General features: G+C 72.0%; 25 protein-coding genes. 6 read left to right on the top strand and 19 right to left on the bottom strand.

All coding sequences use genetic code 11. The annotated features are described in order from the left end of the window. Positions 1-433: 433 nt before the first annotated feature. From ATL45_RS22385 to ATL45_RS22375, 3 genes are all read left to right on the top strand, one after another. Positions 434-1,375 carry an ABC transporter substrate-binding protein gene (locus ATL45_RS22385; protein WP_093148095.1) on the top strand — a complete coding sequence of 314 codons (942 nt, stop codon included), beginning with the start codon at positions 434-436 and terminating at the stop codon, positions 1,373-1,375. Continuing rightward, entirely contained in the window at positions 1,372-2,397 is a 1,026-nt protein-coding gene (locus ATL45_RS22380) for a FecCD family ABC transporter permease (protein WP_093148090.1), read from the top strand. The genes ATL45_RS22385 and ATL45_RS22380 overlap by 4 nt, the downstream gene beginning before the upstream one ends. Positions 2,398-2,520: 123 nt before the next feature. Next, entirely contained in the window at positions 2,521-3,294 is a 774-nt protein-coding gene (locus ATL45_RS22375) for an ABC transporter ATP-binding protein (RefSeq protein WP_093148086.1), read from the top strand. Positions 3,295-3,396: 102 nt separating this feature from the next. Here ATL45_RS22375 and lgt read toward each other — a convergent pair whose 3' ends face one another. The 6 genes from lgt to ATL45_RS22345 all read right to left on the bottom strand — a co-directional run bounded on the left by lgt (position 3,397) and on the right by ATL45_RS22345 (position 10,110). After that, positions 3,397-4,509, bottom strand: coding sequence for a prolipoprotein diacylglyceryl transferase (gene lgt, locus ATL45_RS22370; protein ID WP_093148082.1), 1,113 nt, complete (start codon positions 4,507-4,509; stop codon positions 3,397-3,399). Positions 4,510-4,760: 251 nt separating this feature from the next. Further along, on the bottom strand, positions 4,761-5,552 hold the full coding sequence (trpA, locus tag ATL45_RS22365) for a tryptophan synthase subunit alpha (RefSeq protein ID WP_093148078.1): 792 nt from the start codon (positions 5,550-5,552) through the stop codon (positions 4,761-4,763). After that, the gene (trpB, locus tag ATL45_RS22360; RefSeq protein WP_093148077.1) at positions 5,549-6,817 is read right to left on the bottom strand and encodes a tryptophan synthase subunit beta; all 1,269 of its coding nucleotides are present in this window, start codon (positions 6,815-6,817) and stop codon (positions 5,549-5,551) included. Before trpB ends, trpA begins: the two co-directional genes overlap by 4 nt. A 40-nt stretch (positions 6,818-6,857) precedes the next feature. Continuing rightward, complete coding sequence (trpC, locus tag ATL45_RS22355; RefSeq protein ID WP_093148074.1) at positions 6,858-7,670, bottom strand: indole-3-glycerol phosphate synthase TrpC; 813 nt, start codon at positions 7,668-7,670, stop codon at positions 6,858-6,860. Between the two features lie 279 nt (positions 7,671-7,949). Beyond that, positions 7,950-8,555, bottom strand: a complete 606-nt coding sequence (locus ATL45_RS22350) for a Trp biosynthesis-associated membrane protein (protein ID WP_093148070.1) — start codon at positions 8,553-8,555, stop codon at positions 7,950-7,952. Next, positions 8,533-10,110, bottom strand: a complete 1,578-nt coding sequence (locus ATL45_RS22345; RefSeq protein ID WP_093148066.1) for an anthranilate synthase component I — start codon at positions 10,108-10,110, stop codon at positions 8,533-8,535. Before ATL45_RS22345 ends, ATL45_RS22350 begins: the two co-directional genes overlap by 23 nt. A gap of 90 nt (positions 10,111-10,200) precedes the next feature. Here ATL45_RS22345 and ATL45_RS22340 point away from each other — a divergent pair, with 90 nt between their 5' ends. Continuing rightward, a complete protein-coding gene (locus ATL45_RS22340; RefSeq protein WP_093148062.1) occupies positions 10,201-10,812 on the top strand; it encodes a TetR/AcrR family transcriptional regulator in 612 nt (203 codons plus the stop codon). 465 nt (positions 10,813-11,277) lie between these two features. Here the strand turns inward: ATL45_RS22340 and hisI are convergent, their stop codons facing one another. The 4 genes from hisI to ATL45_RS22320 form a co-directional block, all read right to left on the bottom strand. After that, positions 11,278-11,628 carry a phosphoribosyl-AMP cyclohydrolase gene (hisI, locus tag ATL45_RS22335; protein ID WP_093148057.1) on the bottom strand — a complete coding sequence of 117 codons (351 nt, stop codon included), beginning with the start codon at positions 11,626-11,628 and terminating at the stop codon, positions 11,278-11,280. Beyond that, positions 11,625-12,398 (bottom strand): imidazole glycerol phosphate synthase subunit HisF, encoded by a 774-nt coding sequence (gene hisF, locus ATL45_RS22330; RefSeq protein ID WP_093148053.1) that lies wholly within the window; start codon positions 12,396-12,398, stop codon positions 11,625-11,627. Before hisF ends, hisI begins: the two co-directional genes overlap by 4 nt. A 107-nt stretch (positions 12,399-12,505) precedes the next feature. After that, positions 12,506-13,960: an alpha/beta hydrolase gene (locus ATL45_RS22325; RefSeq protein ID WP_246025485.1), complete on the bottom strand. Its 1,455-nt coding sequence runs from the start codon at positions 13,958-13,960 to the stop codon at positions 12,506-12,508. 153 nt (positions 13,961-14,113) lie between these two features. Then, positions 14,114-14,539 carry a DUF2000 domain-containing protein gene (locus ATL45_RS22320; protein WP_093148044.1) on the bottom strand — a complete coding sequence of 142 codons (426 nt, stop codon included), beginning with the start codon at positions 14,537-14,539 and terminating at the stop codon, positions 14,114-14,116. Positions 14,540-14,589: 50 nt separating this feature from the next. On the opposite strand from ATL45_RS22320, the gene ATL45_RS22315 reads away from it, so the two are divergent. Beyond that, positions 14,590-15,393, top strand: a complete 804-nt coding sequence (locus ATL45_RS22315) for a helix-turn-helix transcriptional regulator (protein ID WP_093148040.1) — start codon at positions 14,590-14,592, stop codon at positions 15,391-15,393. A gap of 7 nt (positions 15,394-15,400) precedes the next feature. On the opposite strand, the gene priA is transcribed toward ATL45_RS22315, so the two are convergent. The 6 genes from priA to ATL45_RS22285 all read right to left on the bottom strand — a co-directional run bounded on the left by priA (position 15,401) and on the right by ATL45_RS22285 (position 19,064). Further along, the gene (priA, locus tag ATL45_RS22310) at positions 15,401-16,132 is read right to left on the bottom strand and encodes a bifunctional 1-(5-phosphoribosyl)-5-((5-phosphoribosylamino)methylideneamino)imidazole-4-carboxamide isomerase/phosphoribosylanthranilate isomerase PriA (protein WP_093148037.1); all 732 of its coding nucleotides are present in this window, start codon (positions 16,130-16,132) and stop codon (positions 15,401-15,403) included. Between the two features lie 72 nt (positions 16,133-16,204). After that, positions 16,205-16,405 carry a hypothetical protein gene (locus ATL45_RS22305; protein ID WP_177241922.1) on the bottom strand — a complete coding sequence of 67 codons (201 nt, stop codon included), beginning with the start codon at positions 16,403-16,405 and terminating at the stop codon, positions 16,205-16,207. Then, entirely contained in the window at positions 16,402-17,031 is a 630-nt protein-coding gene (hisH, locus tag ATL45_RS22300) for an imidazole glycerol phosphate synthase subunit HisH (protein WP_093148033.1), read from the bottom strand. Before hisH ends, ATL45_RS22305 begins: the two co-directional genes overlap by 4 nt. Positions 17,032-17,056: 25 nt before the next feature. Next, positions 17,057-17,449, bottom strand: a complete 393-nt coding sequence (locus ATL45_RS22295) for a PPOX class F420-dependent oxidoreductase (RefSeq protein WP_093148030.1) — start codon at positions 17,447-17,449, stop codon at positions 17,057-17,059. Further along, a complete protein-coding gene (locus ATL45_RS22290) occupies positions 17,446-18,369 on the bottom strand; it encodes a transketolase family protein (RefSeq protein ID WP_211841261.1) in 924 nt (307 codons plus the stop codon). Before ATL45_RS22290 ends, ATL45_RS22295 begins: the two co-directional genes overlap by 4 nt. Further along, on the bottom strand, positions 18,369-19,064 hold the full coding sequence (locus ATL45_RS22285; RefSeq protein ID WP_093148027.1) for a thiamine pyrophosphate-binding protein: 696 nt from the start codon (positions 19,062-19,064) through the stop codon (positions 18,369-18,371). The genes ATL45_RS22290 and ATL45_RS22285 overlap by 1 nt, the downstream gene beginning before the upstream one ends. Positions 19,065-19,161: 97 nt before the next feature. Between ATL45_RS22285 and soxR the strand changes: the two genes are divergently transcribed. Further along, positions 19,162-19,620, top strand: a complete 459-nt coding sequence (soxR, locus tag ATL45_RS22280; protein ID WP_093148023.1) for a redox-sensitive transcriptional activator SoxR — start codon at positions 19,162-19,164, stop codon at positions 19,618-19,620. Between the two features lie 54 nt (positions 19,621-19,674). Here the strand turns inward: soxR and ATL45_RS22275 are convergent, their stop codons facing one another. The 3 genes from ATL45_RS22275 to ATL45_RS22265 all read right to left on the bottom strand — a co-directional run bounded on the left by ATL45_RS22275 (position 19,675) and on the right by ATL45_RS22265 (position 23,464). Continuing rightward, a complete protein-coding gene (locus tag ATL45_RS22275) occupies positions 19,675-20,355 on the bottom strand; it encodes a response regulator (protein ID WP_093148019.1) in 681 nt (226 codons plus the stop codon). Beyond that, positions 20,352-21,971, bottom strand: a complete 1,620-nt coding sequence (locus tag ATL45_RS22270; protein ID WP_093148016.1) for a sensor histidine kinase — start codon at positions 21,969-21,971, stop codon at positions 20,352-20,354. Before ATL45_RS22270 ends, ATL45_RS22275 begins: the two co-directional genes overlap by 4 nt. A 197-nt stretch (positions 21,972-22,168) precedes the next feature. Further along, positions 22,169-23,464, bottom strand: a complete 1,296-nt coding sequence (locus tag ATL45_RS22265; RefSeq protein ID WP_256258324.1) for an FAD-dependent oxidoreductase — start codon at positions 23,462-23,464, stop codon at positions 22,169-22,171. Between the last annotated feature and the right edge of the window lie 135 nt (positions 23,465-23,599).

The following is a 23,599-nucleotide window of genomic DNA, read 5'->3' as shown; positions in this document are numbered from 1 at the left end:
GGGTTTCCCGGGCTGGGTTGCGTCACGGTCCCCTGAGGTGCGGTGGCGTGGGGGCTGGTTGTGCGGGCCTACCGTGCAGGAATACTACGAGAAAGGGTGCTCCGGTGAACACGGTCCGTGGCCGGATCCGGCCGCTCGGTCGCCACCTCGGCCGCCCGTGCCCGACGACACCCCGCAGCCGCTCGGCGCGTTGATCGACCCCTGATATCTTTGCAGCTCAGAGTGCCCGGCCACGGGTGCTCGCGGGACGCCAGCGCCAAGCGAAACCGGTGCGAACCCGGTGCTGTGCCGCAACTGCGATGGCCCGGTGCGCCACCGGGCACGAGCCAGGTCGCCTTGCGCGTGGTGTCGATGTCCGCCACTCCCGGTGCAGGGGTGCGGTGTCGGCTTCCCCGGCCGCGCCCTCGTGCACCGGCCGAAACGTAGGGAAGACATGACCCGGCTCCGCCGACTCGCCACCCTGCTGCTCGCCGCGCTGGCCCTGCTCGTCGGGGTCACGGCCTGCGCCACCCGACCTCACTCCCAGACCACCGCCCCGGCCGACGACCCGGCTTCGGCGTTCCCGGTCAAGGTGCAGCTGCCCGGCCAGGAACCGGTGACCCTGCCGCAGCAGCCGAAGCGGATCATCTCGCTGTCGCCGACGGCCACCGAGACCCTCTACGCCATCGGCGCCGGGGACCAGGTCATCGCGGTCGACCAGTTCTCCAACTTCCCGGCTCAGGCGCCGCGCAGCGATCTCTCCGCGTTCAACGCGGACGCCGCGGCCGTCGGCGGGCACAACCCCGATCTGGTCATCGCGCCGGACAGCTCCAGCCAGCTGGCCCAGGGCCTCAAGACCGCCAACGTGCCGACCCTGCTCACCCCGGCGGCGGCGAACCTGGACGAGGCGTACCGGCAGATCGAGGTGCTGGGCCAGGCCACCGGGCACACCCAGCAGGCCGCCGAGCTGGTGGCCAGGATGCGCGCCGAGATCGACGAGATCGTGCGCGACACCCCGAAGCCGCCGGAGCCGCTGACCTACTACCACGAGGTCAGCCCGGACTACTACACCGCGACTTCGACCAGCTTCGTCGGCAACGTCTACAGCCTGTTCGGCCTGCACAACATCGCCGACCCGGCGGGCGGCGACTTCCCGCAGCTCTCCGAGGAGCACATCCTGCAGGCCAACCCGAAGCTGATCTTCCTGTCGGACGTCAAGTGCTGCCAGGTCACCGCCGCGGCGGTCGCCCAGCGGCCGGGCTGGAACACCCTGGACGCGGTGCGCACGCAGCACGTCTTCGAGCTCGACGACGACATCGCCAGCCGGTGGGGCCCGCGAGTGGTCGACATGGTGCGCTCCATCGCCGATGGGGTCTCCAAGGCGCAGCAGGGGTGACGGGCACTCCCCTGACGCAGACCAAGCTGCGACCCCGGCACCTGGTGCTCGGGGTCGCGGCGCTGGTGGCCAGCGTCCTGCTGTCGGTGCTGCTCGGGGCGGCCGAGCTCGGCTGGCAGCGGGTGTTCGCCGAGATCGTCGCGCAACTCACCGGCGGCGTTTCGCCGCTGTCGGAGCGCGAGGCGGCCATCCTCTGGCACCTGCGGGTGCCCAGGGTGGTGCTCGCGGTGCTGGTCGGCGGTGCGCTGGCGGTGTCCGGCGCGGCGTTCCAGGGCGTGTTCCGCAACCCGCTGGCCGACCCGTACCTGCTGGGTGCGGCGGCCGGCGCAGGTTTCGCGGTGACGCTGGTGATCACCGGCGCGCCGCACGCCGCGCTGTCCGTCCCGGTGCAGGCCGCGGCCTTCGCCGGGGCGCTCGGCGGGGTCGGCCTGACCTGGCTGGTCGGGCGTTCGGCGGGGCGCGACACCGCGACGCTGGTGCTGGCCGGTGTCGCCGTCGGCGCGTTCCTCACCGCCGGGCAGACCTTCGTGCAGCAGCTGCGGGTGGATTCGCTGCAGCAGGTCTACATGTGGATCCTCGGGCGGCTGTCCACCACGGGCTGGCGCGAAGTGCTGATCGTGCTGCCCTACCTGGTGCTCTCGGCGGTCGTGCTGTGCGTCTGCGCGCGGCTGCTGGACCTGCTGGGCACCGGTGACGAGGAGGCCGCCGCGCTCGGCGTGCACCCGGGACGGGTGCGGCTCCTGGTGCTGGTGGCGGCATCGCTGGCCACCGCGGCGGCGGTGTCCACGGCGGGTCTGATCGGCTTCGTCGGCCTGGTCGTGCCGCACCTGGTGCGGTTGGCGATGGGCGGCAGCTTCCGGATCATCGTGCCGATGTCGCTGCTGTTCGGCGGCGTGTTCCTGGTGCTGGCGGACATGCTGGCCCGCACCCTGCTGGCGCCCGCGGAAATCCCGATCGGCGTGATCACGGCATTCACCGGAGCCCCGTTCTTCGCCGCACTGCTCCACCGGAGGCGTGCATGAGCAGTCCCCCCACTCAACCGCACCTCAGGGGAACGTGACGCGAACCAGCCACAGGAAACCGCAGAACGCAAGATCAACGCCGTAACGCAACCACCACTGTGAATCGCGGAGAGGCGGAACAGTATGAGCAGGCTGGAGGTGCGCGAGCTTTCGGCGGGTTACCGGCGTGCCACGGTGATCTCCGGGATTTCGACCACTGTGGACACCGGGGGCTGGCTGGGCATCATCGGGCCGAACGGTTCCGGCAAGTCGACCCTGCTGAAGGCGATCGCCGGGCTGGTGCGCCACAAGGGCTCAGTGCTGGTCGACGGTCGGCCGCTGGCCGAGCTGCGCCGCCGCGAACGGGCCCGCGCGATCGGCTACGCGCCGCAGATCCCGCAGCTGCCGATCGGCCTGACCGTCACCGACTACGTGCTCCTCGGCCGCACTCCGCACCTCGGCCCGCTGGGCCGCGAGGGAGCGAGCGACCTGGACGTGGTGCGCTCCCTGCTGGACCGCCTCGACCTGGCGCGCCTCGCGGATCGCCACCTGGCCACTCTCTCCGGCGGCGAGCGCCAGCGCGCGGTGCTGGCCCGGGCCCTGGCCCAGCGCGCGGGCGTGCTGCTGCTCGACGAGCCGACCACCGGCCTGGACGTCGGACACGCGCAGGCCCTGCTCGACCTGATCGACGAACTCCGCCGCGAGCTGGGCACGACGGTCGTCATGACCCTGCACGACCTGACCCTGGCGGCCCAGTACGCAGAACGCCTGCTGCTCCTGGACACCGGCTGCCCGGCCGCCGAGGGAACCCCCACCGAAGTCCTCACGCCGGAAGTCCTCGAAAAGCGCTACACGGCCCGAGTGACGGTCCTCCACACCCCCGACGGCTCACCCGTCATCGCCCCGATCCGGGGCTGACGACGGCTCGCCACGCGGCCTCCCGATCAGCCGGCGGAAGACCGGCCAGGCCGTGCGGGGCGGCAGAACGAGACGGGCCGCGCACTCAGCGCGGCCCGATGCTCAGTCCTTCTCGCTCTTCGCGCCTCCGGCGCTGCGAGCCTGCGAATCGCCTTCGGCGTCCTCGGCTTTCGCCTCGGTCGCCTTCGGCTCCGTCGCCTCGGGTTCCTTCGCCTCCGGCTCATCCGCCTTCGGCTCATCCGGCTCCGCCTCGTCGGACTTCGCCTCCGGCTCGGCCTTCCCGGCGGCCTTCGGCTCGACCGGCTCCGCCGGGGCTTCGCCGGGCTCCGGCTTGCCCTTCAGCAGCTCCGGGTCCTCGCGCTTGCCGCGCACCATCACCAGGTAGAGCACCGCGCCCGCGAAGACGATCAGGGAGGTGAAGACGTTGATGCGGATGCCGAGGATGAGGGTGGCGTCGTCGGTGCGCATCATCTCGATCCACAACCGGCCGAGGGTGTAGCCCGCGACGTAGAGCGCGAACACCCGGCCGCGGCCCATCCGGAACTTGCGGTCGGCCCAGATGACCAGGCCGAAGACCAGCAGGTTCCACAGCAGCTCGTAGAGGAACGTCGGGTGCACGACGGTGATCGGGGTGTGGTCCAGCGCCACGCCGCCGATGGGGTCGTTGAGGCCGGTGGCCGGGTCGACGCGCCGGTAGATCTCCAGGCCCCACGGGACGGTCGTCGCGGCACCGTAGAGCTCCTGGTTGAACCAGTTGCCGAGGCGGCCGATGGCCTGCGCCAGGATGATGCCGGGCGCGACGGCGTCGGCGAACGCGGCCAGCGGGACGCCCCGCCGGCGGCATCCGATCCAGGCGCCCACCGCGCCGAGCGCGACGGCGCCCCAGATGCCCAGGCCGCCCTCCCAGACCTTGAGGGCGTCCAGCGGGTTGCGGTCCGGGCCGAAGTACTTGTGCCAGTCCGTGGCCACGTGGTAGAGCCGACCGCCGACCAGGCCGAACGGCACCGCGAAGACCGCGATGTCGATGACCGTGCCTTCGGCGCCACCGCGCGCCACCCAGCGACGGCTGCCGATCCAGACCGCGGCGATGATGCCCGCGATGATGCACAGCGCGTACGCGCGCAGCGGAATCGGGCCGATGTACCAAACCCCTTGCGACGGGCTCGGGATGGTGGCCAAGAACGAATTCGCCGTGGCGGCAACCGGGGCACTCACGGAGCTAACGGTATCGGTCGCCCCAGCGCGGAACGCGCGGCCCCCGCTCAGGCCCCCACCAGGGACCGTTCACCTCACCCCACGCGGGCGATCAGCCCAACATTATTCACCCGATCGGCCGAACTGTCGGTGGTGCGAACTCACCACCGGCCCACCTGGCCGGTGCCCGACGCCGGTTGACCCGCGATTTCCATTGAAATTGGACATCCAATTTCAATGGAAATCGCGGAACGACGGCGGAACGCCGGGCTTCAGCGGCTGCGGACGCCTCGGGCCAGTTCCGCGGTGAGGTCGCGGACTCCGGCGACGCCGCGCTGCTCCGCGGCGGTCACGAAGGCCGAGCCGACGATCACCCCGTCCGCGTAGGCCGCGATCTCGGCCGCCTGCTCGCCGGAGCGCACGCCGAGGCCGACGCCGATCGGCAGGTCCGTGTGCGCGCGGGTGCGCTGGACCAGGCCGGCCGCCGCCGAGCCGACGCTGTCGCGGGCGCCGGTCACGCCCATCACCGATGTCGCGTAGACGAATCCGCTGGTGGCCTTCGCGGTCAGCGCCAGCCGCTCCTCGGTGGAGGACGGGGCGACCAGGAAGATCCGGTCCAGGCCGTGCTCGTCGGTGGCGGCGATCCAGTCCTCGCCCTCGTCCGGGATCAGGTCCGGGGTGATCACGCCGAGCCCGCCTGCGGCCTTGAGGTCGCGGGCGAAGGCGTTCACGCCGTAGCGGTGCACCGGGTTCCAGTAGGTCATCACCACCGCGCGCCCGCCCGCCTCGGCGATCGAGGAGACCACCTCGAAGGTGTCGCGCAGCCGGAAGCCCGCGCGCAGTGCCTTGTCGCTGGCCGCCTGGACGGTGGGGCCGTCCATCACCGGGTCGGAGAACGGGACGCCGACCTCGACGATGTCGCAGCCGGCCGAGCCGTCGCCGGTCAGCATCGCACCGAACAGCTCCTTGGACTCCGCCACCGTCGGGAACCCGGCGGGCAGGTAGCCGATCAGCGCGGCGCGCTGCTCCTCCCGGCAGGTCTGGAAAACCTCGCGCAGGCTCACCGCGCATCCTCCTGAGCCTCATCGACGAGCCCGAAGTACTTCGCCGCGGTGTCCATGTCCTTGTCGCCGCGCCCGGAGAGGCTGACCACGATGATCGCCTCCGGCCCCAGCTCCTTGCCGAGCTCCAGCGCCCCGGCCAGCGCGTGCGCGGACTCGATCGCCGGGATGATGCCCTCGGTGCGCGAGAGCAGCTTGAACGCCTGCATGGCCTCGTCGTCGGTCACCGACCGGTACTCGGCGCGGCCGGTGTCCTTCAGGTACGAGTGCTCCGGCCCGACGCCCGGGTAGTCCAGACCCGCGGAGATCGAGTAGGCCTCGACGACCTGCCCGTCGTCGTCCTGCAGCAGGTAGGAGCGGGCGCCGTGCAGCGTGCCGGGCGTGCCCTCGCTGAGGGTCGCACCGTGCTCGCCGGAGTCGATACCGTGCCCGGCCGGTTCGAAGCCGACCAGCCGCACGTCGGCGTCGTCGATGAAGCCGTGGAAGATGCCGATCGCGTTGGAGCCGCCGCCGACGCAGGCGACGACCGCGTCGGGCAGCCTGCCGGTCAGCGCCAGCGCCTGCTCGCGGGCCTCGTCGCCGATGACCCGGTGGAAGTTGCGGACCATCATCGGGAACGGGTGCGCGCCCGCGGCGGTGCCCAGCAGGTAGTGGGTGTGGTCGACGTTGGCGACCCAGTCCCGCAGCGCCTCGTTGATCGCGTCCTTGAGGGTCGCCGAGCCGTTGCTGACCGGGATGACCTCCGCGCCCAGCAGCCGCATCCGCGCCACGTTGAGGGCCTGCCGCTCGGTGTCGACCTTGCCCATGTAGATCACGCACTCCAGGCCGAGCAGCGCGCAGGCGGTGGCGGTGGCCACGCCGTGCTGCCCGGCACCGGTCTCGGCGATGACCCGGCGCTTGCCCATCCGCTTGACCAGCAGCGCCTGACCCAGCACGTTGTTGATCTTGTGCGAGCCGGTGTGGTTGAGGTCCTCCCGCTTGAGCAGGATCCGCGCGCCGCCCGCGTGCTCGGCGAAGCGCTTGGCCTCGGTCAGCAGCGACGGGCGACCCGCGTAGTTGCGCAGCAGGTCGTCGAGCTCGGCCAGGTACTCGGGATCCTGCTGCGCCTTGGCGTACTCCGCGGCCAGCTCGTCCTGCGCCGCGATCAGCGCCTCCGGCATGAACCGGCCGCCGTACTCCCCGAAGTGCCCGCGCTCGTCAGGGTCGTGCCCTTCCGGCACGGCCTTGCCCTGGCGGTGTGCGCGCGCGGTGTCCGCCCCCACGGTCATTGCCCTACCTCCTGTGCCTCGCCGCCCCCGCGCCGCCCGGTCACCGGCTCGGCCGCGGGCATGCGGGGTGCGACCCGGCGGTCACCAGCTGGGTGACAGCCGTCTTGGGATTGTCGCTGGTCACCAGGCCTTCGCCCACCAGCACCGCATCCGCGCCCGAGCCCGCGTAGGCCATCAGGTCGCTGGGCCCGCGAACTCCGGACTCGGCGATCTTGAGGACGTCCTGCGGCAGACCCGGCGCGATCCGGCCGAACACGTCGCGGTCCACTTCGAGCGTATGCAGGTTGCGGGCGTTGATGCCAATCACCTTCGCGCCGGCCTCCAGCGCGCGGTCGGCCTCCTCGGCCGTGTGCACCTCGACCAGCGCCGTCATGCCCAGCGACTCGACCCGGTCCAGCAACGCTTCCAGCGCGTTCTGCTCCAGGGCCGCGACGATCAGCAGCACCATGTCCGCGCCGTGCGCGCGGGCCTCGTGCACCTGGTACGGGCTGACGATGAAGTCCTTGCGCAGCAGCGGCGTGCCGACGACTCGCTTGCGCACCGCGTCGAAGTCGGCCAGCGATCCGCCGAACCGGCGTCCCTCGGTCAGGACGCTGATCACCCGCGCCCCGGCGTCGGCGTAGTCGGCGGCCAGCTCGGCCGGCTCACCGATCTCGGCCAGCTCGCCCTTGGACGGGCTGCGCCGCTTGACCTCCGCGATGACGCCCACGCCCGGCGCCTTCAGCGCGGCGAGCACGTCGTGCGGCGGTGCCGCCGCGGCGGACAGCTGCTTGATCTCGTCGAACGGAATCGCGGATTCGCGAACTGCAAGATCCTCGCGAACGCCTTCGATGATGGATTCCAGAACGGTCACGCGAACACCTCGCCGGCCCTGCCCCGAACAGCTACCCGCAAGTCCCTGAACCACGAGTTGGATGCGCAGATGAACTCATTGCGCTCGATCACGACACTCCCCTTCCCGCCGTGCCGTCGCATGGCCGATGCTAAACCTCGCCCGGGCCCCGGCCCATCAAGGGGTGTCCGGAACGTCCCAGCGCAGCAAGGACCTTCGGCCCTTGTGCGCGGGTGGTGCGGGTGTTCGGAACCGTACCGAACTGGGTTTTCCGACTTCACGGGGAAACTTGAAATAAATTCAGCGATCCTGGTCGTCGGTCGGATCGCGACCGGCGTCCAGGTCCTGCCACATCTGCCGGTCCGGATCGTGGGATTTCCGCTTCGCCGTCCCGGGCGCCGAGTACTTGGCACCCATCGCCGGCATTCGCCCCGCCCGGAGCAGCACCAACGCCCCGGCAACTACCAGCAGCACCGCGGCGGCCAGCACCAGCAGCGGCCCGTAGGGCTGCGTGGCGACCTCACCGACGGGCGCGCTGCCAGGCGGTGCCGTCGGCGCGCTCCGCACCGCCAGGCCGCCGGTGAAGGCCTGCACCGACCGCCAGACAAGCGCGGCGCCCGCGACGAGCACCAGCACGCCCACAACGCGTCGCAGCAAGCCTCCGGTGGCGAGCACCGCCGCCACCGCGGCCAGCGATGCCAGCGCCATCGGTACCAGCTCCGGGCGCAGGTCCGCGCCCGTCAGCTCGACCAGGACCTCGTTGCCGAACGAGCCGCGGAACAGCTGCTCGGCCCAGGTCAGGCCGCTGGCACCCCACAACGCCCCGGCTGCGGCCAGCGCCAGCAGCACGACCAGCCACAGCAGTCCCCTGGACCGGCTCGGTTCAGATCCCGGCTCGGTGGTCAACCCGCTCCTCCGTCACCTGCTCGCCGCCCGGACGGGCCAGCGTCTCCGCCGTCGCGACCGCGTTGAGCACCGCGCGCGCCTTGTTCAGGCACTCCTGGTCCTCCGCGACCGGGTCCGAATCGGCCACGATCCCGCCGCCCGCCTGCACGTAGGCCCTGCCGTCGCGGACCAGCGCAGTGCGGATGGCGATCGCGGTGTCGGCGTCCCCGGCGAAGTCCAGGTAGCCGACCACGCCGCCGTACTGGGCGCGCCGCGTGGGTTCCAGCTCCTCGATCAGCTCCAGCGCGCGCGGCTTGGGCGCGCCGGACAGGGTGCCCGCCGGGAAGCAGGCGGCGATCGCGTCGAAGGCCGTCTTGTCGTCGGCCAGCTGCCCGGTCACCGTGGACACGATGTGCATGACGTGGCTGTAGCGCTCGATGCGGAAGAAGTCGACGACGTGCACCGAACCCGGCTTGCAGACCCGGCCCAGGTCGTTGCGGCCGAGGTCGACGAGCATCAGGTGCTCGGCGCGCTCCTTGTCGTCGTTGAGCAGCTCCTTCTCCAGCAGCGAGTCCTCGTCCTCGTCGGCGCCGCGCCAGCGGGTTCCCGCGATCGGGTGCGTGGTGGCCTGGCCGTCGCGCACCGTCACCAGCGATTCCGGGCTGGAGCCGACGATGTCGAACGGGGTGCCGCCGTCGGGCGCCTCCAACCTCAGCAGGTACATGTACGGGCTGGGGTTGGTGGTGCGCAGGACGCGGTAGATGTCGAGCGCGTCGGCGCTGGTGGACATCTCGAAGCGCTGGGAGACCACGACCTGGAACGCCTCGCCGGCGCGGATCGCCTCCTTGGCCTTCTCCACCGCCGCGTAGTGCTCCGCCGGCTCGCGGCGGCGGACGAACTGCGGGCTCGGGCGGGAGAAGGCCGCCACCGTGGGCGCCGACGGCGTGCACAGCTGCTCGGTCATCTCGTCCAGCCTGCGCACCGCGTCGTCGTAGGCGGCGTCCACGCGCTCCGGGCTGTCGTCCCAGTTCACCGCGTTGGCGATCAGGGTGATGGTGCCCTCGTGGTGGTCCAGCGCGGCCAGGTCGGTGGCCAGCAGCATGACCAGCTCGGGGATCTTCAGGTCGTCCTCGGTGAGCTCGGGCAGCCGCTCCAGCCTGCGCACCGCGTCGTAGCCGAGGTAGCCGACCATGCCGCCGGTCAGCGGCGGCAGGCCGGGCAGCGGATCGGTCTGCAGCAGCCGGACCGTCTCGCGCAGCGCCTGCAGCGGGTCGCCGCCGTCGGGCAGTCCGGTGGGCGGCGTGCCGGTCCAGTGCGCTTCGCCGTCGCGAACGGTCAGCGCGGCGGCGCTGCGGGCACCGACGAAGGACCATCGCGACCAGGAGCGCCCGTTCTCGGCGGATTCGAACAGGAACGTCCCGGGGCGGTCCCCGGCGAGCTTGCGGTACACCCCGAGCGGGGTCTCGTCGTCCGCGAGCAACCGCCGCACCACCGGGATCACCCGGCGGTCCGCGGCGAGGGCGCGGAACTCCTCGCGTCCGGGACTGATTGAGCCGATATCACCGTCGCCGACCATGCCGTCATTGTGCCGCGCACCCGTTCCGGCCCGCGCGCGCCCTCCGCCACCGCTTTGCCCTCGCCCCGCCGCAGCGGCCAGGATGAGCGGGTGAGCAGTGGAACGAACGGCACCGAGCCGAAGCGGCGCGGACGACGGCGCAGCGGTGCCGACACCAAGGCCGCGCTGCTGGCGGCGGCGCGCGAGGTGTTCACCGAACAGGGCTACGACGCGGCCACCGTCCGCGCCATCGCGGCGCAGGCCGGGGTGGATCCGGCGATGGTCAACCACTGGTTCGGCGGCAAGGCGGGGCTGTTCTCCGCGGCGGTGCACATTCCGGTGAACCCGGCGGAAGTGGTGCCGCAGCTGCTGGCCGGAGACCGCGAGCAGCTGGCCGAGCGGCTGCTGCGGCGGTTCCTGACGGTGTGGGACAACGCGGAGGGCGGCCAGTTCGCGGCGCTGGTGCGCAGCATCGCGACCAACGAGAACGCGGTGGCGATGCTCCGGGAGTTCATCCAGAACGTGATGTTCGAGAAGCTGATCAAGGCGCTCGGCGTGGACCAGCCGGATCTGCGCGGGGCGCTGTGCGGATCGCAGATCGTCGGCCTGGGCATGGCCCGCTACGTGGTCCGCCTGGAACCCCTGGCCTCCGCCGACCACGACACGGTGGTCGCCGCGGTCGGCCCCAACCTCCAGCGCTACCTCACCGGCACCCTCGACTGAGCCCGATGCCTGAGCCCGCCGACTGAGCCCGCCGACTGAGCCTGGTGCCTGAGCCCACCGACACCGGGGCTCACCGGCGCGTCCGGTGCGGGTGGACGGCTCCGTCGTCGACGGGCAGGACTCTCCGCGATTTCAATTGAAATTGGATCTTCGATTTCAATTGAAGTTGCGCGCCTCGTCGGTGCGTCGTCCACCGACACACCGGCGGGGTGTCGGGAACGTCGCGATTTCAATGGAAATCGGACGTCTGATTTCCATTGAAATCGCGCCCACAGGGCCGTCCCGGCGCCCAGCACGGAGCCGGGCCGGAGCCGGGCCGGGCCGGGCCGGAGCCGGGCCGGGCCGGAGCCGGGCCGGGCCGGGCCGGGGCCGGGCCGGGCCGGGCCGGGCCGGAGCCGGAGCCGGGCCGGGCCGGAGCCGGGGCGGGGACGGGGCCGGGGCCGGGGCCGGTCGGAGGTTCGTGTGTCAGGAGTCGGCGGGCAGCAGGGCGTCCGCGTCGAAGCAGGTGCGGTCCCCCGTGTGGCAGGCCGCGCCCTGCTGGTCCACGACCAGCAGGATCGTGTCGCCGTCGCAGTCCAGGCGGACGTCGTGGACCTGCTGGGTGTGGCCCGAGGTCTCGCCCTTGACCCAGTACTGCTGGCGGCTGCGGGAGAAGTAGGTGGCGCGGCGGGTGGTGAGGGTGCGGTGCAGCGCCTCGTCGTCCATCCACGCCATCATGAGCACCTCGCCGGTGCCGCGCTGCTGGGCGATCGCGGCGACCAGCCCGTCGGCGTTGCGCTTGAGGCGAGCCGCGATCGCCGGGTCCAGACCGCTCATCGCACCGTGATCCCTTCCGCCCGCATGGCGTCCTTGACCTCACCGATCCGCAACTGTCCGAAGTGGAACACGCTGGCCGCGAGCACCGCGTCCGCGCCCGCGCGCACCGCGGGCGCGAAGTGCTCCACCGCTCCGGCACCGCCGCTGGCGATCAGCGGCACGTCCACGACGGCCCGCACCGCGCGGATCATCTCCAGGTCGAAACCGGCCTTGGTGCCGTCGGCGTCCATCGAGTTCAGCAGGATCTCGCCGACGCCGAGCTGCTGGCCCCTCGCCGCCCACTCGACCGCGCAGATGCCGGTGCCGCGCCGCCCGCCGTGCGTGGTGACCTCGTAGCCGGAGGCCGTGGGCTGCCCACCCTCGGGCACCCGGCGCGCGTCGACCGACAGCACCACGCACTGGGCGCCGAAGCGCTGCGAGGCCTCGCTGAGCAGCTCGGGCCGGGCGATCGCCGCCGTGTTGAGGCTGACCTTGTCCGCCCCGGCGCGCAGCAGCCGGTTGATGTCCTCGGTGCTGCGCACGCCGCCGCCGACGGTCAGCGGGATGAACACCTGCTCGGCGGTGCGGCCGACCACGTCGAAGGTGGTCTCCCGGTTGCCGGAGGAGGCCGTGACGTCCAGGAAGGTCAGCTCGTCGGCGCCCTCCGCGTCGTAGGCCCGGGCGAGCTCGACGGGGTCGCCCGCATCCCGGAGGTCGGTGAAGTTGACACCTTTGACGACCCGCCCCTGATCGACGTCCAAGCAGGGGATCACACGCACCGCAACGGCCATGCCACCAGGGTAGAGACACGGCCGCGCGGCGCGGTGCACGGGGCGATTTCGCGCGAGATCGCCACTCCCGCCTCAGGGAGCACGGCGATTTCGCGCGAGATCGGTGGTCAGCCGCCCCAGCCGACGTAAGGCCGGACGGTGGGGTCGTCCGTCGGCGGGACCGCCGCGCAGTGCGTGCCCTCCGGCGGCACGACGCCGTCGACGAAGTACCGGTCCGCGGCCGAGGTGGTGCACTCGCTGCGGTCGTAGACCCCGTGGCCCCAGCCGTCGTAGGTCAGCAGCGTGGCCTGCTCGATGTGGCGGTCCACATTGGTCGCCCAGTTGTACCCGGTGGCCGGGTCGTGCTGGGCGTTGAGGACCAGGATCGGGGCTTCGGTGCGGATCTGCGGCACGTGCTGGGGGTTCTGCACCGGCGACGGCCAGTCGATGCAGCCCCACGCGACTCCGCCGCCCAGCCCGAACCGCATGTGCGGCGCGGCTTCGTTCTGCCGCTGCCACTCCTGCGCGTACTGCTCGGCCGAGTCGATGTCGATGTTCCAGTCGCCGCAGAACGCGGCGACGCTGTGCGGGATGGTCTCGGGCAGCGCCAGCGCGGTCGGGGCCGGCCGGTCGTCGCGCAGCGCCTTGAGCTGGTCCGCCAGCTGCTGCCAGTTCGGCCCGTAGAAGGCGCCGAGCGTGCTGCTGCTCAGCTGCACCGGACCGATCGGTGTGCTGGGATCGCCCGGCGCGTGCAGCTCTCCGGCCTCGGCCCGCTTGTAGAGCTCGTCGTAGACCGCCCCGACGTCCTCGCCGTGCAGCGCGCACTGCGCGTCCTCCGCGCACCACTTCGCGAACTCGGTGAAGGAGTCCTCGGCCGTCTCCGCTTCGGTGACGAGGAACTCGCCGGCGCTGAGGCTGTGGTCCATCACGCTGTCGAGGACCAGCGCGCGGACCCGGTCGGGGAAGTTCTCCGCGTACATCTGACCGACGAGCGTGCCGTAGGAGATGCCGTAGAGGCTGAGCTGCTCCTCGCCGAGCGCCTGCCGGAACGCGTCGATGTCGCGCGCGACGCTGACCGCGTCCATGTGGTCGATGACCGGCCCGGTGCGGGCGCGGCAGTCGGCGGCGACCTCCCGGTTGTAGCGCTTGATCTCCTCGAACTTCTCCGGCCCGCCGGGCAGGATGTCGGGCCCGGCCAGGACCAGCTCGGTGTCGCACTGCAGCGGGTTGCTGCGGCCGAAGCCCCGCGGGTCGTAGCTGATGATGTCGAACCGCGAGCTCAGCTCCGGGGAGAACGGCGAGCCCGCGAGCAGGCTGTCGACGCCGGTGCCGCCCGGTCCACCGGGCATGAAGACCAGCGAACCGATCCGCTGGGCGGCGTCGGTGGCCGGACGGCGCGCCACGGCCACCTCGATCTGCTCGCCGTCCGGATTCGCCCAGTCCAGCGGCACCGGCAAGGTCGCGCACTGGACCTCGGCGTTCTCCGGGCACGGCTGCCAGTCCAGCGCGGGCGCGGCGGCCACCGGAACGGTGGCGCCCAGCGTCGCACCGGCGGCCAGCAGAACTCCGAGGGCGGACGTCATCCCTCGTCTCATCGAGACCTCCGATCGCGATCCGCCTTTCGGATCTCGGTCGCGATCGTGCCGATCCGCGCCCCGGAGTGGATCAGGCCTTTCCCCGAGCCGACCCGCATTCGCCCTGACCAGAGGCAGGGATGCTGGGCCGAACGGACGCCGTCACGGGTGCATCCGCGCCCCCTTGAGGATCTTGTCCACCGCGTTGCGGGGCCCGTGCACCGCCAACCCGACCAGGTCGAGCTGCTCGGTTCCCACCGCCCGCACGGCAGCCCGGTTGTCCCGGTCGTTACCGGTGCCGAACAAATCCGAGGTGAACACCGCGGTGTGCAGCGAGCGGGAGAGCGCCTTGCGGTGCGCGGCGCTCAGCACCTCCTTCGCACCCTCGAAGACCAGCACGGGCTGGCGGAACATCGGCAGGTGCTCGACGCCGTCGGCGTCCGCGTACGGCTCGCCGATCAGCTCGGGCACCGCCGTGCCGAGCCCGCTGACGACGAAGGCGGTCACGTTCAACCGCTGCCAGCTCGCCAGGTCATCGCGCAGCAGCACGGCGATCTTGGTGTCGAAGCGCACGTTCTCCGTTCCCATGCCTCCGATGCTGCGACCTGCGCGCACCCGCAGTCTTGTACGTTCTTCACATGGCGTCCCGGCAGGAGATCACGGCGTGGCGCCCGTCGGTCCCGGGCGTCGTCGAGGTCTTCCACGCCCACTTCACCGAGCACGAGTACCCGCTGCACGTCCACGACGCGTGGACGCTGCTGATCGTCGACGACGGCGCCGTCCGCTACGACCTGGACCGCCACGAGCGCGGCACTCCGGACGGCACGCTGAGCCTGCTGCCGCCGCACGTCCCGCACAACGGTTCCTCGGCCACTCCGCGCGGTTTCCGCAAGCGCGTGCTCTACCTCGACACGACGCAGCTCGACGAGAGCTTCACCGGCCCGGCCGTCGACGGCCCGGAGATCACCGATCTGCTCCTGCGCAGGCACATCGAGCAGTTGCACGCCGCTCTCGCCCACCGGGGCGACGAGTTCGAGGCGGAGAGCAGACTGGCCCTCATCAGCCAGCGCCTGCGCGAGCACCTGCGCCCCCGGCTGGTCCCCGGAGGTGTGGCGGATGACCGCGGAATAGCGCACGACCTGCGCGACCTGCTGGACTCACGGCTCCGGGAGAGCACCACGCTGGCGGAGATCGCGCGGCTGCTCCACGCCCACCCGGCGCACCTCGTGCGGGCCTTCAGCGCCGCGTTCGGCATCGCACCGCACCAGTACGTGACCTCGCGCCGCGTCGACCTCGCCCGCCGGTTGCTCCTCGGAGGACAGCCACCGGGCGAGGTGGCGGTCGCGACCGGCTTCTACGACCAGTCCCACCTCACCCGGCACTTCAAGCGGGTCCTGGGCACGCCTCCCGGGAGGTACGCCCGAGCCGGGCTCGGGCGATGACCTCGGGTCAGCGGACGGCGGCCAGCGCCTCTTCGAGGGTGAAGTTCTGCGCGTACAGCGCCTTGCCGACGATCGAGCCCTCCAGGCCGAGCGGCGCCAGCTTCGACAGCTCCACCAGGTCGTCCACACTGGACACACCGCCGGAGGCGATCACCGGTGCCTCGGTGCGGGCACAGACCTCGCGCAGCAGCTCGGTGTTCGGGCCCTGCAGGGTGCCGTCCTTGCTCACGTCGGTGACCACGTAGCGGCGGCAGCCGGCCGCGTCCAGCCGCGCCAGCACCTCCCAGAGGTCGCCGCCGTCCTTGGTCCAGCCGCGGGCGGCCAGCCGGTGGCCCTGCTCGGTGATCCGCACGTCCAGGCCGACCGCGACCCGCTCGCCGTACTCGGCGACCACGCGGTCCGCCCACTGCGGGTTCTCCAGCGCCGCGGTGCCCAGGTTGACCCGCGCGCAGCCGGTGGCCAGCGCGGCCTCCAGCGAGGCGTCGTCGCGGATGCCGCCGGAGAGCTCCACCTTCACGTCGAGCTTGCCGGTCACCTCGGCCAGCAGTTCGCGGTTCGAGCCGCGGCCGAACGCCGCGTCGAGGTCGACCAGATGGACCCACTCCGCTCCCGCGCGCTGCCAGGCCAGCGCGGCCTCCAACGGGTCGCCGTAGGAGGTCTCGGAACCGGCGGCGCCCTGCACGAGGCGGACCGCCTGCCCGTCGGCAACGTCAACTGCGGGAAGCAACGTGAAGCTCACGCCCCAACCCTACTGTCCGCGCCCCGACCGGCCACGACCGCACCGCCGTCAACCCGGGTGAACGTGCCGGGGTCAGCGGCGGGAGCGCTCGGAGTGCAGCACCGCCACGACCGGCACCGCCAGCACGATCAGGACCAGCAGCAGCACCGTCCACAGCGGGAAGCCCGCCTGCAGCAGGTAGGGCGCCGCGATGCCGGCGATCATCCCGAACGCCAGCACGGTGGCGATCAGCTTGACCGCCCGCTGGCCGAGCATCCCGTGCCGGCGGGTCACAGGGTGTCCAGCCAGTTGCGCAGCAGCCGGGCGCCGGCCTCGCCGGACTTCTCCGGGTGGAACTGGGTCGCCATCAGCGGGCCGTTCTCCACCGCGGCGACGAACCGCTCGCCGTGCTCGGCCCAGGTCACCAGCGGCGGCTTGATCGAGTCCGACGGCTCCAGCTCCCAGCGGCGCACGCCGTAGGAGTGCACGAAGTAGAACCGGGTGCCCGGCTCCATCCCGGCGAACAGGACGCTGCCCTCCGGGGCGTCGACCTCGTTCCAGCCCATGTGCGGCAGGACGTCGGCCTGCAGCCGCTCGACGGTGCCGGGCCACTGGCCGCAGCCGTTGGCCTGCAGGCCGTGCTCGACGCCCTGGTCGAAGAGCACCTGCATGCCGACGCAGATGCCCAGCACCGGCCGGTCGCCTGCCAGCCGGTGATCGATGATCTTGTCGCCGCCGACCTCCAGCAGGCCCCGCATGCAGGCCGCGAACGCCCCGACGCCGGGGACCACCAGGCCGTCGGCCTCCACCGCGGCACGATGGTCGGCGGTCACCTCGACGTCGGCCCCGACGCGCTGCAGCGCGCGTTCGGCGGAGCGGAGGTTGCCTGATCCGTAGTCCAAGATGACGACTCGTGCCACGTTCCCAGGCTACCGGCGCAGGCGGTCACCCCACGTCGCGGGCTTGGAGGCGCTCGGTGTCGATGCCCCACGAGAGGATCCGCTTCGGGTGGATGCGGATCACGTCGCCGCTGAGCCCGTCCTCGGTCGACCCGACTCCGAGCAGCGCCTCCGCCTCTCCGCGGATCTCGATGCCGCGGACCCGCCACGGCGTCCGCGAGGCGATGTCGTCGACCACGAACGTCACGCGCGGATCGCGCAGCACGTTGCGCCACTTCTGCGACTCGGCGTTGTGGTAGCCGGGAACGTCGATCGTGCCGTCCGGGCCCAGGTGCACGCCCACCGGCCGGGCCTGCGGCTCACCGCCGGGCCCGAGGGTGCACAGCCGCCCCAAGGTCTGCCCTTCCAAGTAGTCGATCTCGGCCGGCGTGAAGGTCATCGGGTAGCTCCGTCCAGGAAGTGGCGGATCGACGCGGCGATCGCGGTCGGGCTCAGGCCGTGCGCGGCCTCGTGCTCCTCGGTCGTGCCGTACGCGCGCAGCTCCTGGTCGCGGCGCACGCCCAGCGCCAGGGCCCGGTGCGGGACGTCGGCGAGCGCGTCGTTGATCTCGTGCGTCGAGGTGCCGCGCAGGTACGGCTCGACCAGCACGACGTCGGAGGTCGCCGCGTGCACCGCCGCGCGCAGCCCGGCGGCGTCGAACGGGCGGATGGTGGCCGTGTAGAGCACGGTCACGTCGAGGGCGGCGGTGGCGGACAGGACCGGGTCGAGCATCGGGCCGACGGCCAGCACCACGCCCTCGCCACCGGTGCGCACGGTGTGCCAGCCCGGGCCGGTCACCAGCGGCTCGGCGTTGACCCGCTCGGAGAGCCGCAGGTAGACCGGCTCGTCGCCGGGCAGCGCCGAGCGCAGCAGCGCGTCCACCTCGGCCGGGTGGCCGGGCACGTGCACGGTCCAGCCGGGCAGCGTGTCGATCAGCGCGACGTCACCGGGCGCCATGTGCGTGCGCCCGGCCGTCGGGTAGTCGAACGACGCACCGGTGCTGACCACGATGGCGCCGACGCCCTGGTGGCCGAGGTCGAGCTTGAGCTGCTCGAACGGGCGCTCCACGACGAACGGCGTGATCGAGTGCACCACCGGACGCAGGCCGGTCAGCGCCAGCCCGCCGCCGACGCCGACCATGGCCTGCTCGCGGATGCCGACGTTGAGCACCCGGCGCGGGTGCCTGCGCGCGGCGTCCTCGAAGCGGTCGGCGGAGATCTCGGCCAGCACGACGGCCACCCGCGGGTCGGTGTCGAGGGCGTTGTCGATGGTCTGCACGAACTGCTCGCGCATGGTGGTGGCGATGGTCGGGGCGCTCATCACAGCTCCTTGGGTTCGACTTCGGCGACCACCGCGAGCGGGCGGTCCGGGTGGGTGTCGGTGAGGGCGCGGCGGAGCGCGTCGTGGTCGCGGCCGTCGACGGTGTGCACGGCCCAGCCCTCGCGGGCGAAGCGGTCGGCGATGCCGCCGGGCCAGCCGGTGCTGGAGGAGCTGTTGTCCACCACGACGGTGGTCAGCTGCCCCAGTCCCCAGCGCCCGGCGACCTGGATGGCCTCGTGGTTGCTGCCCTCGTCGAGCTCGGCGTCGCCCACCAGCACCACGACCCGCGGCCGGTCGCGGTCCTGGGCGCGCAGGCCCAGCACCACGCCGAGCCCGAGCGGCAGGCCGTGCCCGAGGGAGCCGCTGCCGATCTCCACGCCGGGGGCCAGCACGCGGTCGGGGTGGAAGCCGAGCCGGGAGTCGAACGCGCCGAAGTTCGTCAGCTCGGCGGGATCCAGGAAGCCCTTGGCGGCCAGCACCGCGTAGAAGGCCATCGGGCCGTGCCCCTTGGACAGCAGGAAGCGGTCGCGGTCGGGGTCGTCGATGCGCTGCGGGTCGACCGACAGGACCTGGTCGTAGAGCACCCACAGCACGTCGAGGGTGGAGGTGGCGGCGACATCGTGCTTCTCGTCGCCCGTCATGGCGCTCATCAGCGGCCGGAGATCGGCGTAGCCGTACGTCGTCGTGATCGTCATGCGACCAGGGTGGAACTTCGAGCGAACTGGAGGTCAAGCCCCGTTCCGGGGAAAATACCTCCACCAAGCTCCAGGTCTTTGAGCTAGCCTGGCGGACGTGTCGAAGCTACCCAAACTGCTGACCATCGGTGAGGTCGCGCACCGCAGCGGAGTCGCGCAGACCGCGCTGCGCTTCTACGAGGACCGCGGGCTGATCAACAGTACCCGGACCTCCGGCAACCAGCGCCGCTACGACCGCGGAGTGCTGCGCCGCCTGGCCTTCATCCGCTCCGCGCAGCGCGTCGGACTGAGCCTGGAGCAGATCTCCGAAGCGCTCGGCACGCTCCCCGACGACCACGCGCCGACCAAGGCGGACTGGGCGCGCCTGTCCCGCCGCTGGCGCGACGAGCTGGACGCCCGCATCGACGGCCTGCAGCGCCTCCGCGACCGCCTGACCGGCTGCATCGGCTGCGGCTGCCTCTCGCTGCGCACCTGCGCCCTGCACAACGTCGACGACCGGATGGCGGAATTCGGCCCCGGCGCACCGGGCCTCCGCCCCGCCGCCGACAACCGCTGACATGCCCCGTGAGCGGTTCGGGGCGCTTTCACACCCCAAAGCGCTCACAGGGCCTCAGGCTTCGCCGATCCAGCGGTAGGTCATCTCCGGGCGGCCCACGCCCCCGTAGTGCGGGCGGCGTTCGGCCATTCCGTTGTGCACCAGGTATTCCAGGTAGCGGCGGGCGGTCACGCGGGACACTCCTGCCGCTTCGCCGACGGTGCCCGCCGACGCACCTTCCGGCGCCGCGCGCAGCGCCGAGACCACCGAGGCGAGGGTTTCGTCGCCCATGCCCTTCGGGAGGGCCGCGCGGTCCACGCCGCGCAGGGTTGAGAACGCGCGGTCGATCTCGGCCTGGCCGCTGACCTCGCGGTCGTGGCCGAGGCTGGTCCGGAAGCGCGCGTAGTGCTCCAGCTTCTCGCGCATCGCCGCGAAGGTGAACGGTTTCAGCAGGTACTGGACCACGCCGCTGGACACCGCCGCGCGAACCACCTTCAGCTCCCGGGCGGAGGTCACCGCGATGACGTCGGCGTTGCTGCCCGCGGTGCGCAGCGCGCGCGCCACCTGCAGGCCGTCCATGTCGGGCAGCCGCAGGTCCAGCAGCACCAGGTCCACCGGCGTCCGCTCGACGAAGCGCAGCGCCGCCTGCCCGGTGCGGACCCGCCCGGCCACCGCGAACCCGTCGATCCGGTTGACGTAGGCCTCGTGGGCCTCGCCGACCAGCGGATCGTCCTCCACCACCAGCACCGAGATCACCGGGCCACGTCCGATCCGGCGGGCAGCAGCACGGTGAACACCGCGCCGTCGTCGCAGGTGACCTCGATGCTGCCGCGATGCCGTCGCACGCTCTGCCCGACCAGCGCGAGCCCGAGCCCGCGTCCGGAGTCCTTCGTGGACCAACCGCGCTCGAACAACCGCTGCGCGGTCTCGGGATCCACGCCCGGGCCGTTGTCGGCCACCCGCACCAGCACGCCGTCCGAAGTGGACCGAACGGTCACCGCCACCCGCGGGCGCGGGCGCTCCACCACGGCCTCCACCGCGTTGTCGATCAGGTTCCCGAGGATCGTCACCAGGTCCCGAGAATCGATGTGCGCCAGGTCGACGTCGTCGATCTCGGTGTCCTCGGTGAGCACCACCTCGACACCGCGCTCCCCCGCTTCAGCGCTCTTGCCCAGCAGCACCGCGGCCAGCACCGGCTCCCCGATCGCGCCGACGACGCGGTCAGTGAGCTGCTGGGCGAGCTCCAGCTCGGCGGTGGCGAAGGTGACGGCCTCGTCGGCGCGGCCGAGCTCGATCAGCGACACCACGGTGTGCAGGCGGTTGGCCGACTCGTGCGCTTGGGAGCGCAGCGATTCGGCGAAACCGCGCATGGAGTCCAGTTCCCCGCTCAGCGCCTGCAGCTCGGTGTGATCCCGGAGGGTGACCACGATGCCGAGGTCGCGGCCGCCGCTGCGGATCTCCGAGGCGTTGACCAGCAGCACCCGCTCGTCGGTCAGGTGCACCTCGTCGCGCACCGCCCGCCCCGAACCGAGACTGCCCACGAGCGACTCCGGGAGTTCCAGCTCGGACACCGGCCTGCCTTCGACGGCCAGCGGGTCCAGGCCGAGCAGCAGACCGGCCCCGTCGTTGCACAACGTCACCCGCCCCGTCGGGGAGATCAGCAGCAGTCCTTCGCGCACCGCGTGCAGGATCGCGTCGTGGTACTCGTACATGCGGCTGAGCTCCGCGGGCCGCAGGCCGTGGGTGTGGCGGCGCAGCCGGGCGCTGACCAGGTAGGTCAGCAGTCCGCCGATCAGCAGCGCCGCCGCCGCGACCAGCACCAGCACGCTGACCTGCTTCTCCAGCTCCAGGGAGATCGAGCGCACGGTGATGCCGTCGGAGACCAGCCCGATCAGCCGGTGCGCGTCGTCGTGGACCGGCACCACCGCGCGCACCGAGAAGCCGAGCGTGCCGGGGAAGATCTCGGTGAACACCTGCCCGGCGACCGCCTGCTCGATGTGGCCGAGGAACGGCTGGCCGATGCGCGCCGGATCGGGGTGGGTGTAGCGGATGCCCTGCGGGGACATGATCGTGATGAAGTCGACCCCGGTGTCGGCGCGCACCCGTTCGGCCAGCGGCTGCAGGGTCGCGGTCGGGTCCGGCGCGACCAGCGCGTCCCGGACGCCCGGTTGCGCGGCCAGCGTGCGGGCCACCGCCACGACCTTGTCGCGGGCCGCGCTCTCGTTGCGCTGCTCCGCGTCGTACCAGGCCAGGGCGGTGCCGGCGAGCACCACGACGGCCACCACCACGACCTGCAGCACGAACAGCTGGCGGGCCAGGCTCCACTGCGGCCGGACGCGGCCGAACCAGTTGCGCGCATCGGCAGGGGGCATGGCGGATCCGGTGGACGAATCGAGCGGGGACCCCAGGAGGCTACACCACTCGCGACCTGCGGAAACCCGGCCACCTCGGCAATTTCGCCCGCCCGCGCTCCGTTTCCGCTGGTGAGGACCCGTGAGTACTTCGGGTCGCTATAGCACCTCAAAGTACTCACGGCATTTGACCAGCGAAAACGGAGCTGTGTCGCGCGCTATGACGTCAGGGCCGGGCTCCGCCGGGCGAAGGCGGGAGCGCGTTCCGGGCGGATCCCGACGCCGCCGATGTAGCCGGTCAGGCCGCGCAGGAACGGGAAGCGCCGCAGGAGTCGGAGCAGGAGCGGCAGGTCGTGCTCGTCGAGCGTGCCGTCCAGCGCGGGGCGCAGCAGCATCTCGTGCTCGCCGCGCTGCGTTCGCTGCGCCACCGCTACGGGCAACGACCGCCGCCGCTGGATCTTCGCGAGGACGCTGGTGGGCGCTTGACCGCGGCGCAACGGCTCGGCCAGGAGCCGCGCCGCGGCGACGGCGTCCTGCACGGCGATGTTGACGCCGACGCCGCCGACCGGAGACATCACGTGCGCGGCGTCGCCGATGCAGAGCACCCCGTCGCCGTACCAGCGCCGCAACCGGTTCATCTCCGTCCTCAGGAGCTTCACGTCGTCCCAGGTCCGCACCGATTCGAGCTGGTGCTCCGACCAGCCGAACAACTCGGCCAGCCGCGCCCGGAACACCGAGATGTCCTGCGCGCGAAGGGCTTCGTCGCTGCCCTTCGCGATGAGGTAGGCGGTCTGGTAGTAGTCGCCGCGGTCCATGGTCACCGACGCCTGCCCGCCGCCGAACCGCCCGAAGACCTCGCCATCGGTGGCGCCGTCCGCCTTGGCCACCCGCACCTGCCAGACGTCCATCGGCACCTCGAAGTCGACCGATCGCAGCCCGGCCGCGCGGCGCACCACCGACCCGCGGCCGTCGCAGCCCACGGTCAGCGGCGCCGCGAGTTCGCGTTCCGCGCCGTCGGCGTCGAGGTAGCGCACGCCCGTGACGCGTCCGGCATCGGTGCGCAGCCCGGTCACCTCGCGACACATCCGCAGGTCGAAGGTCGGCTCTTCGGCGGCGGCCGCGGCCAGCAGGTCCAGGAAGTCCCACTGCGGCACCATCGCGACGTGCCGGTGCGGGCCGCGCAGCCACCGGAAGTCGGCCATCACCACGGTCGTCCCGCCGACCTGGATCCGCATCTGCTCCAGCCGCCCGGCCGGGAGCCGCGCGAACCGCTCTCCCAGCCCGAGCTCGTCGAGCAGCCGCAGCGTCGAGGGGTGCACGGTGTCGCCGCGGAAGTCGCGCAGGAAGTCGCGGTGCTTCTCCAGCACCGTCACCTCGACGCCGGCGCGGGCGAGCAGCAGGCCCAGCATCATCCCGGCCGGTCCGCCGCCGACCACGCAGCACTGGGTTTGTTCCGCCTCCGGTCCCGCCTCTCCGGGATTTTCAGCGGTGGTTGCGTTTGGCGTTGTTCTCACGTTGTGCGGTTTCTTGTGGCTGGGTTGCATCACGGTCCCCTGAGGTGCGGTTGAGCAGGACTCCAGTGGCACGAGGGGTGCCATGTCGCCACGTTAGCAGAAACTTAGAGCGACTCTAAGTTTACATTCGCTGTA

It is taken from the genome of Saccharopolyspora antimicrobica (genome assembly GCF_003635025.1).
GTDB lineage: Bacteria > Actinomycetota > Actinomycetes > Mycobacteriales > Pseudonocardiaceae > Saccharopolyspora > Saccharopolyspora antimicrobica.
The sequence above is the reverse complement of the archived record's forward strand: the minus strand, read 5'-3'. Positions and strand labels throughout refer to the sequence as shown.

What these genes read in the sequence shown, in the direction of transcription:
- ATL45_RS22325 (WP_246025485.1), bottom strand. Translation starts at nt 13,960, where the DNA reads ATGACGTCCGCCCTCGGAGTTCTGCTGGCCGCCGGTGCGACGCTGGGC.
- ATL45_RS22315 (WP_093148040.1), top strand. Translation starts at nt 14,590, where the DNA reads ATGGCGTCCCGGCAGGAGATCACGGCGTGGCGCCCGTCGGTCCCGGGC.
- hisI (WP_093148057.1), bottom strand. Translation starts at nt 11,628, where the DNA reads ATGAGCGGTCTGGACCCGGCGATCGCGGCTCGCCTCAAGCGCAACGCC.
- ATL45_RS22295 (WP_093148030.1), bottom strand. Translation starts at nt 17,449, where the DNA reads ATGACCTTCACGCCGGCCGAGATCGACTACTTGGAAGGGCAGACCTTG.
- ATL45_RS22345 (WP_093148066.1), bottom strand. Translation starts at nt 10,110, where the DNA reads ATGGTCGGCGACGGTGATATCGGCTCAATCAGTCCCGGACGCGAGGAG.
- hisF (WP_093148053.1), bottom strand. Translation starts at nt 12,398, where the DNA reads ATGGCCGTTGCGGTGCGTGTGATCCCCTGCTTGGACGTCGATCAGGGG.
- trpB (WP_093148077.1), bottom strand. Translation starts at nt 6,817, where the DNA reads ATGACCGTGGGGGCGGACACCGCGCGCGCACACCGCCAGGGCAAGGCC.
- ATL45_RS22375 (WP_093148086.1), top strand. Translation starts at nt 2,521, where the DNA reads ATGAGCAGGCTGGAGGTGCGCGAGCTTTCGGCGGGTTACCGGCGTGCC.
- ATL45_RS22285 (WP_093148027.1), bottom strand. Translation starts at nt 19,064, where the DNA reads ATGACGATCACGACGACGTACGGCTACGCCGATCTCCGGCCGCTGATG.
- ATL45_RS22270 (WP_093148016.1), bottom strand. Translation starts at nt 21,971, where the DNA reads ATGCCCCCTGCCGATGCGCGCAACTGGTTCGGCCGCGTCCGGCCGCAG.
- ATL45_RS22385 (WP_093148095.1), top strand. Translation starts at nt 434, where the DNA reads ATGACCCGGCTCCGCCGACTCGCCACCCTGCTGCTCGCCGCGCTGGCC.
- ATL45_RS22320 (WP_093148044.1), bottom strand. Translation starts at nt 14,539, where the DNA reads ATGGGAACGGAGAACGTGCGCTTCGACACCAAGATCGCCGTGCTGCTG.
- ATL45_RS22290 (WP_211841261.1), bottom strand. Translation starts at nt 18,369, where the DNA reads ATGAGCGCCCCGACCATCGCCACCACCATGCGCGAGCAGTTCGTGCAG.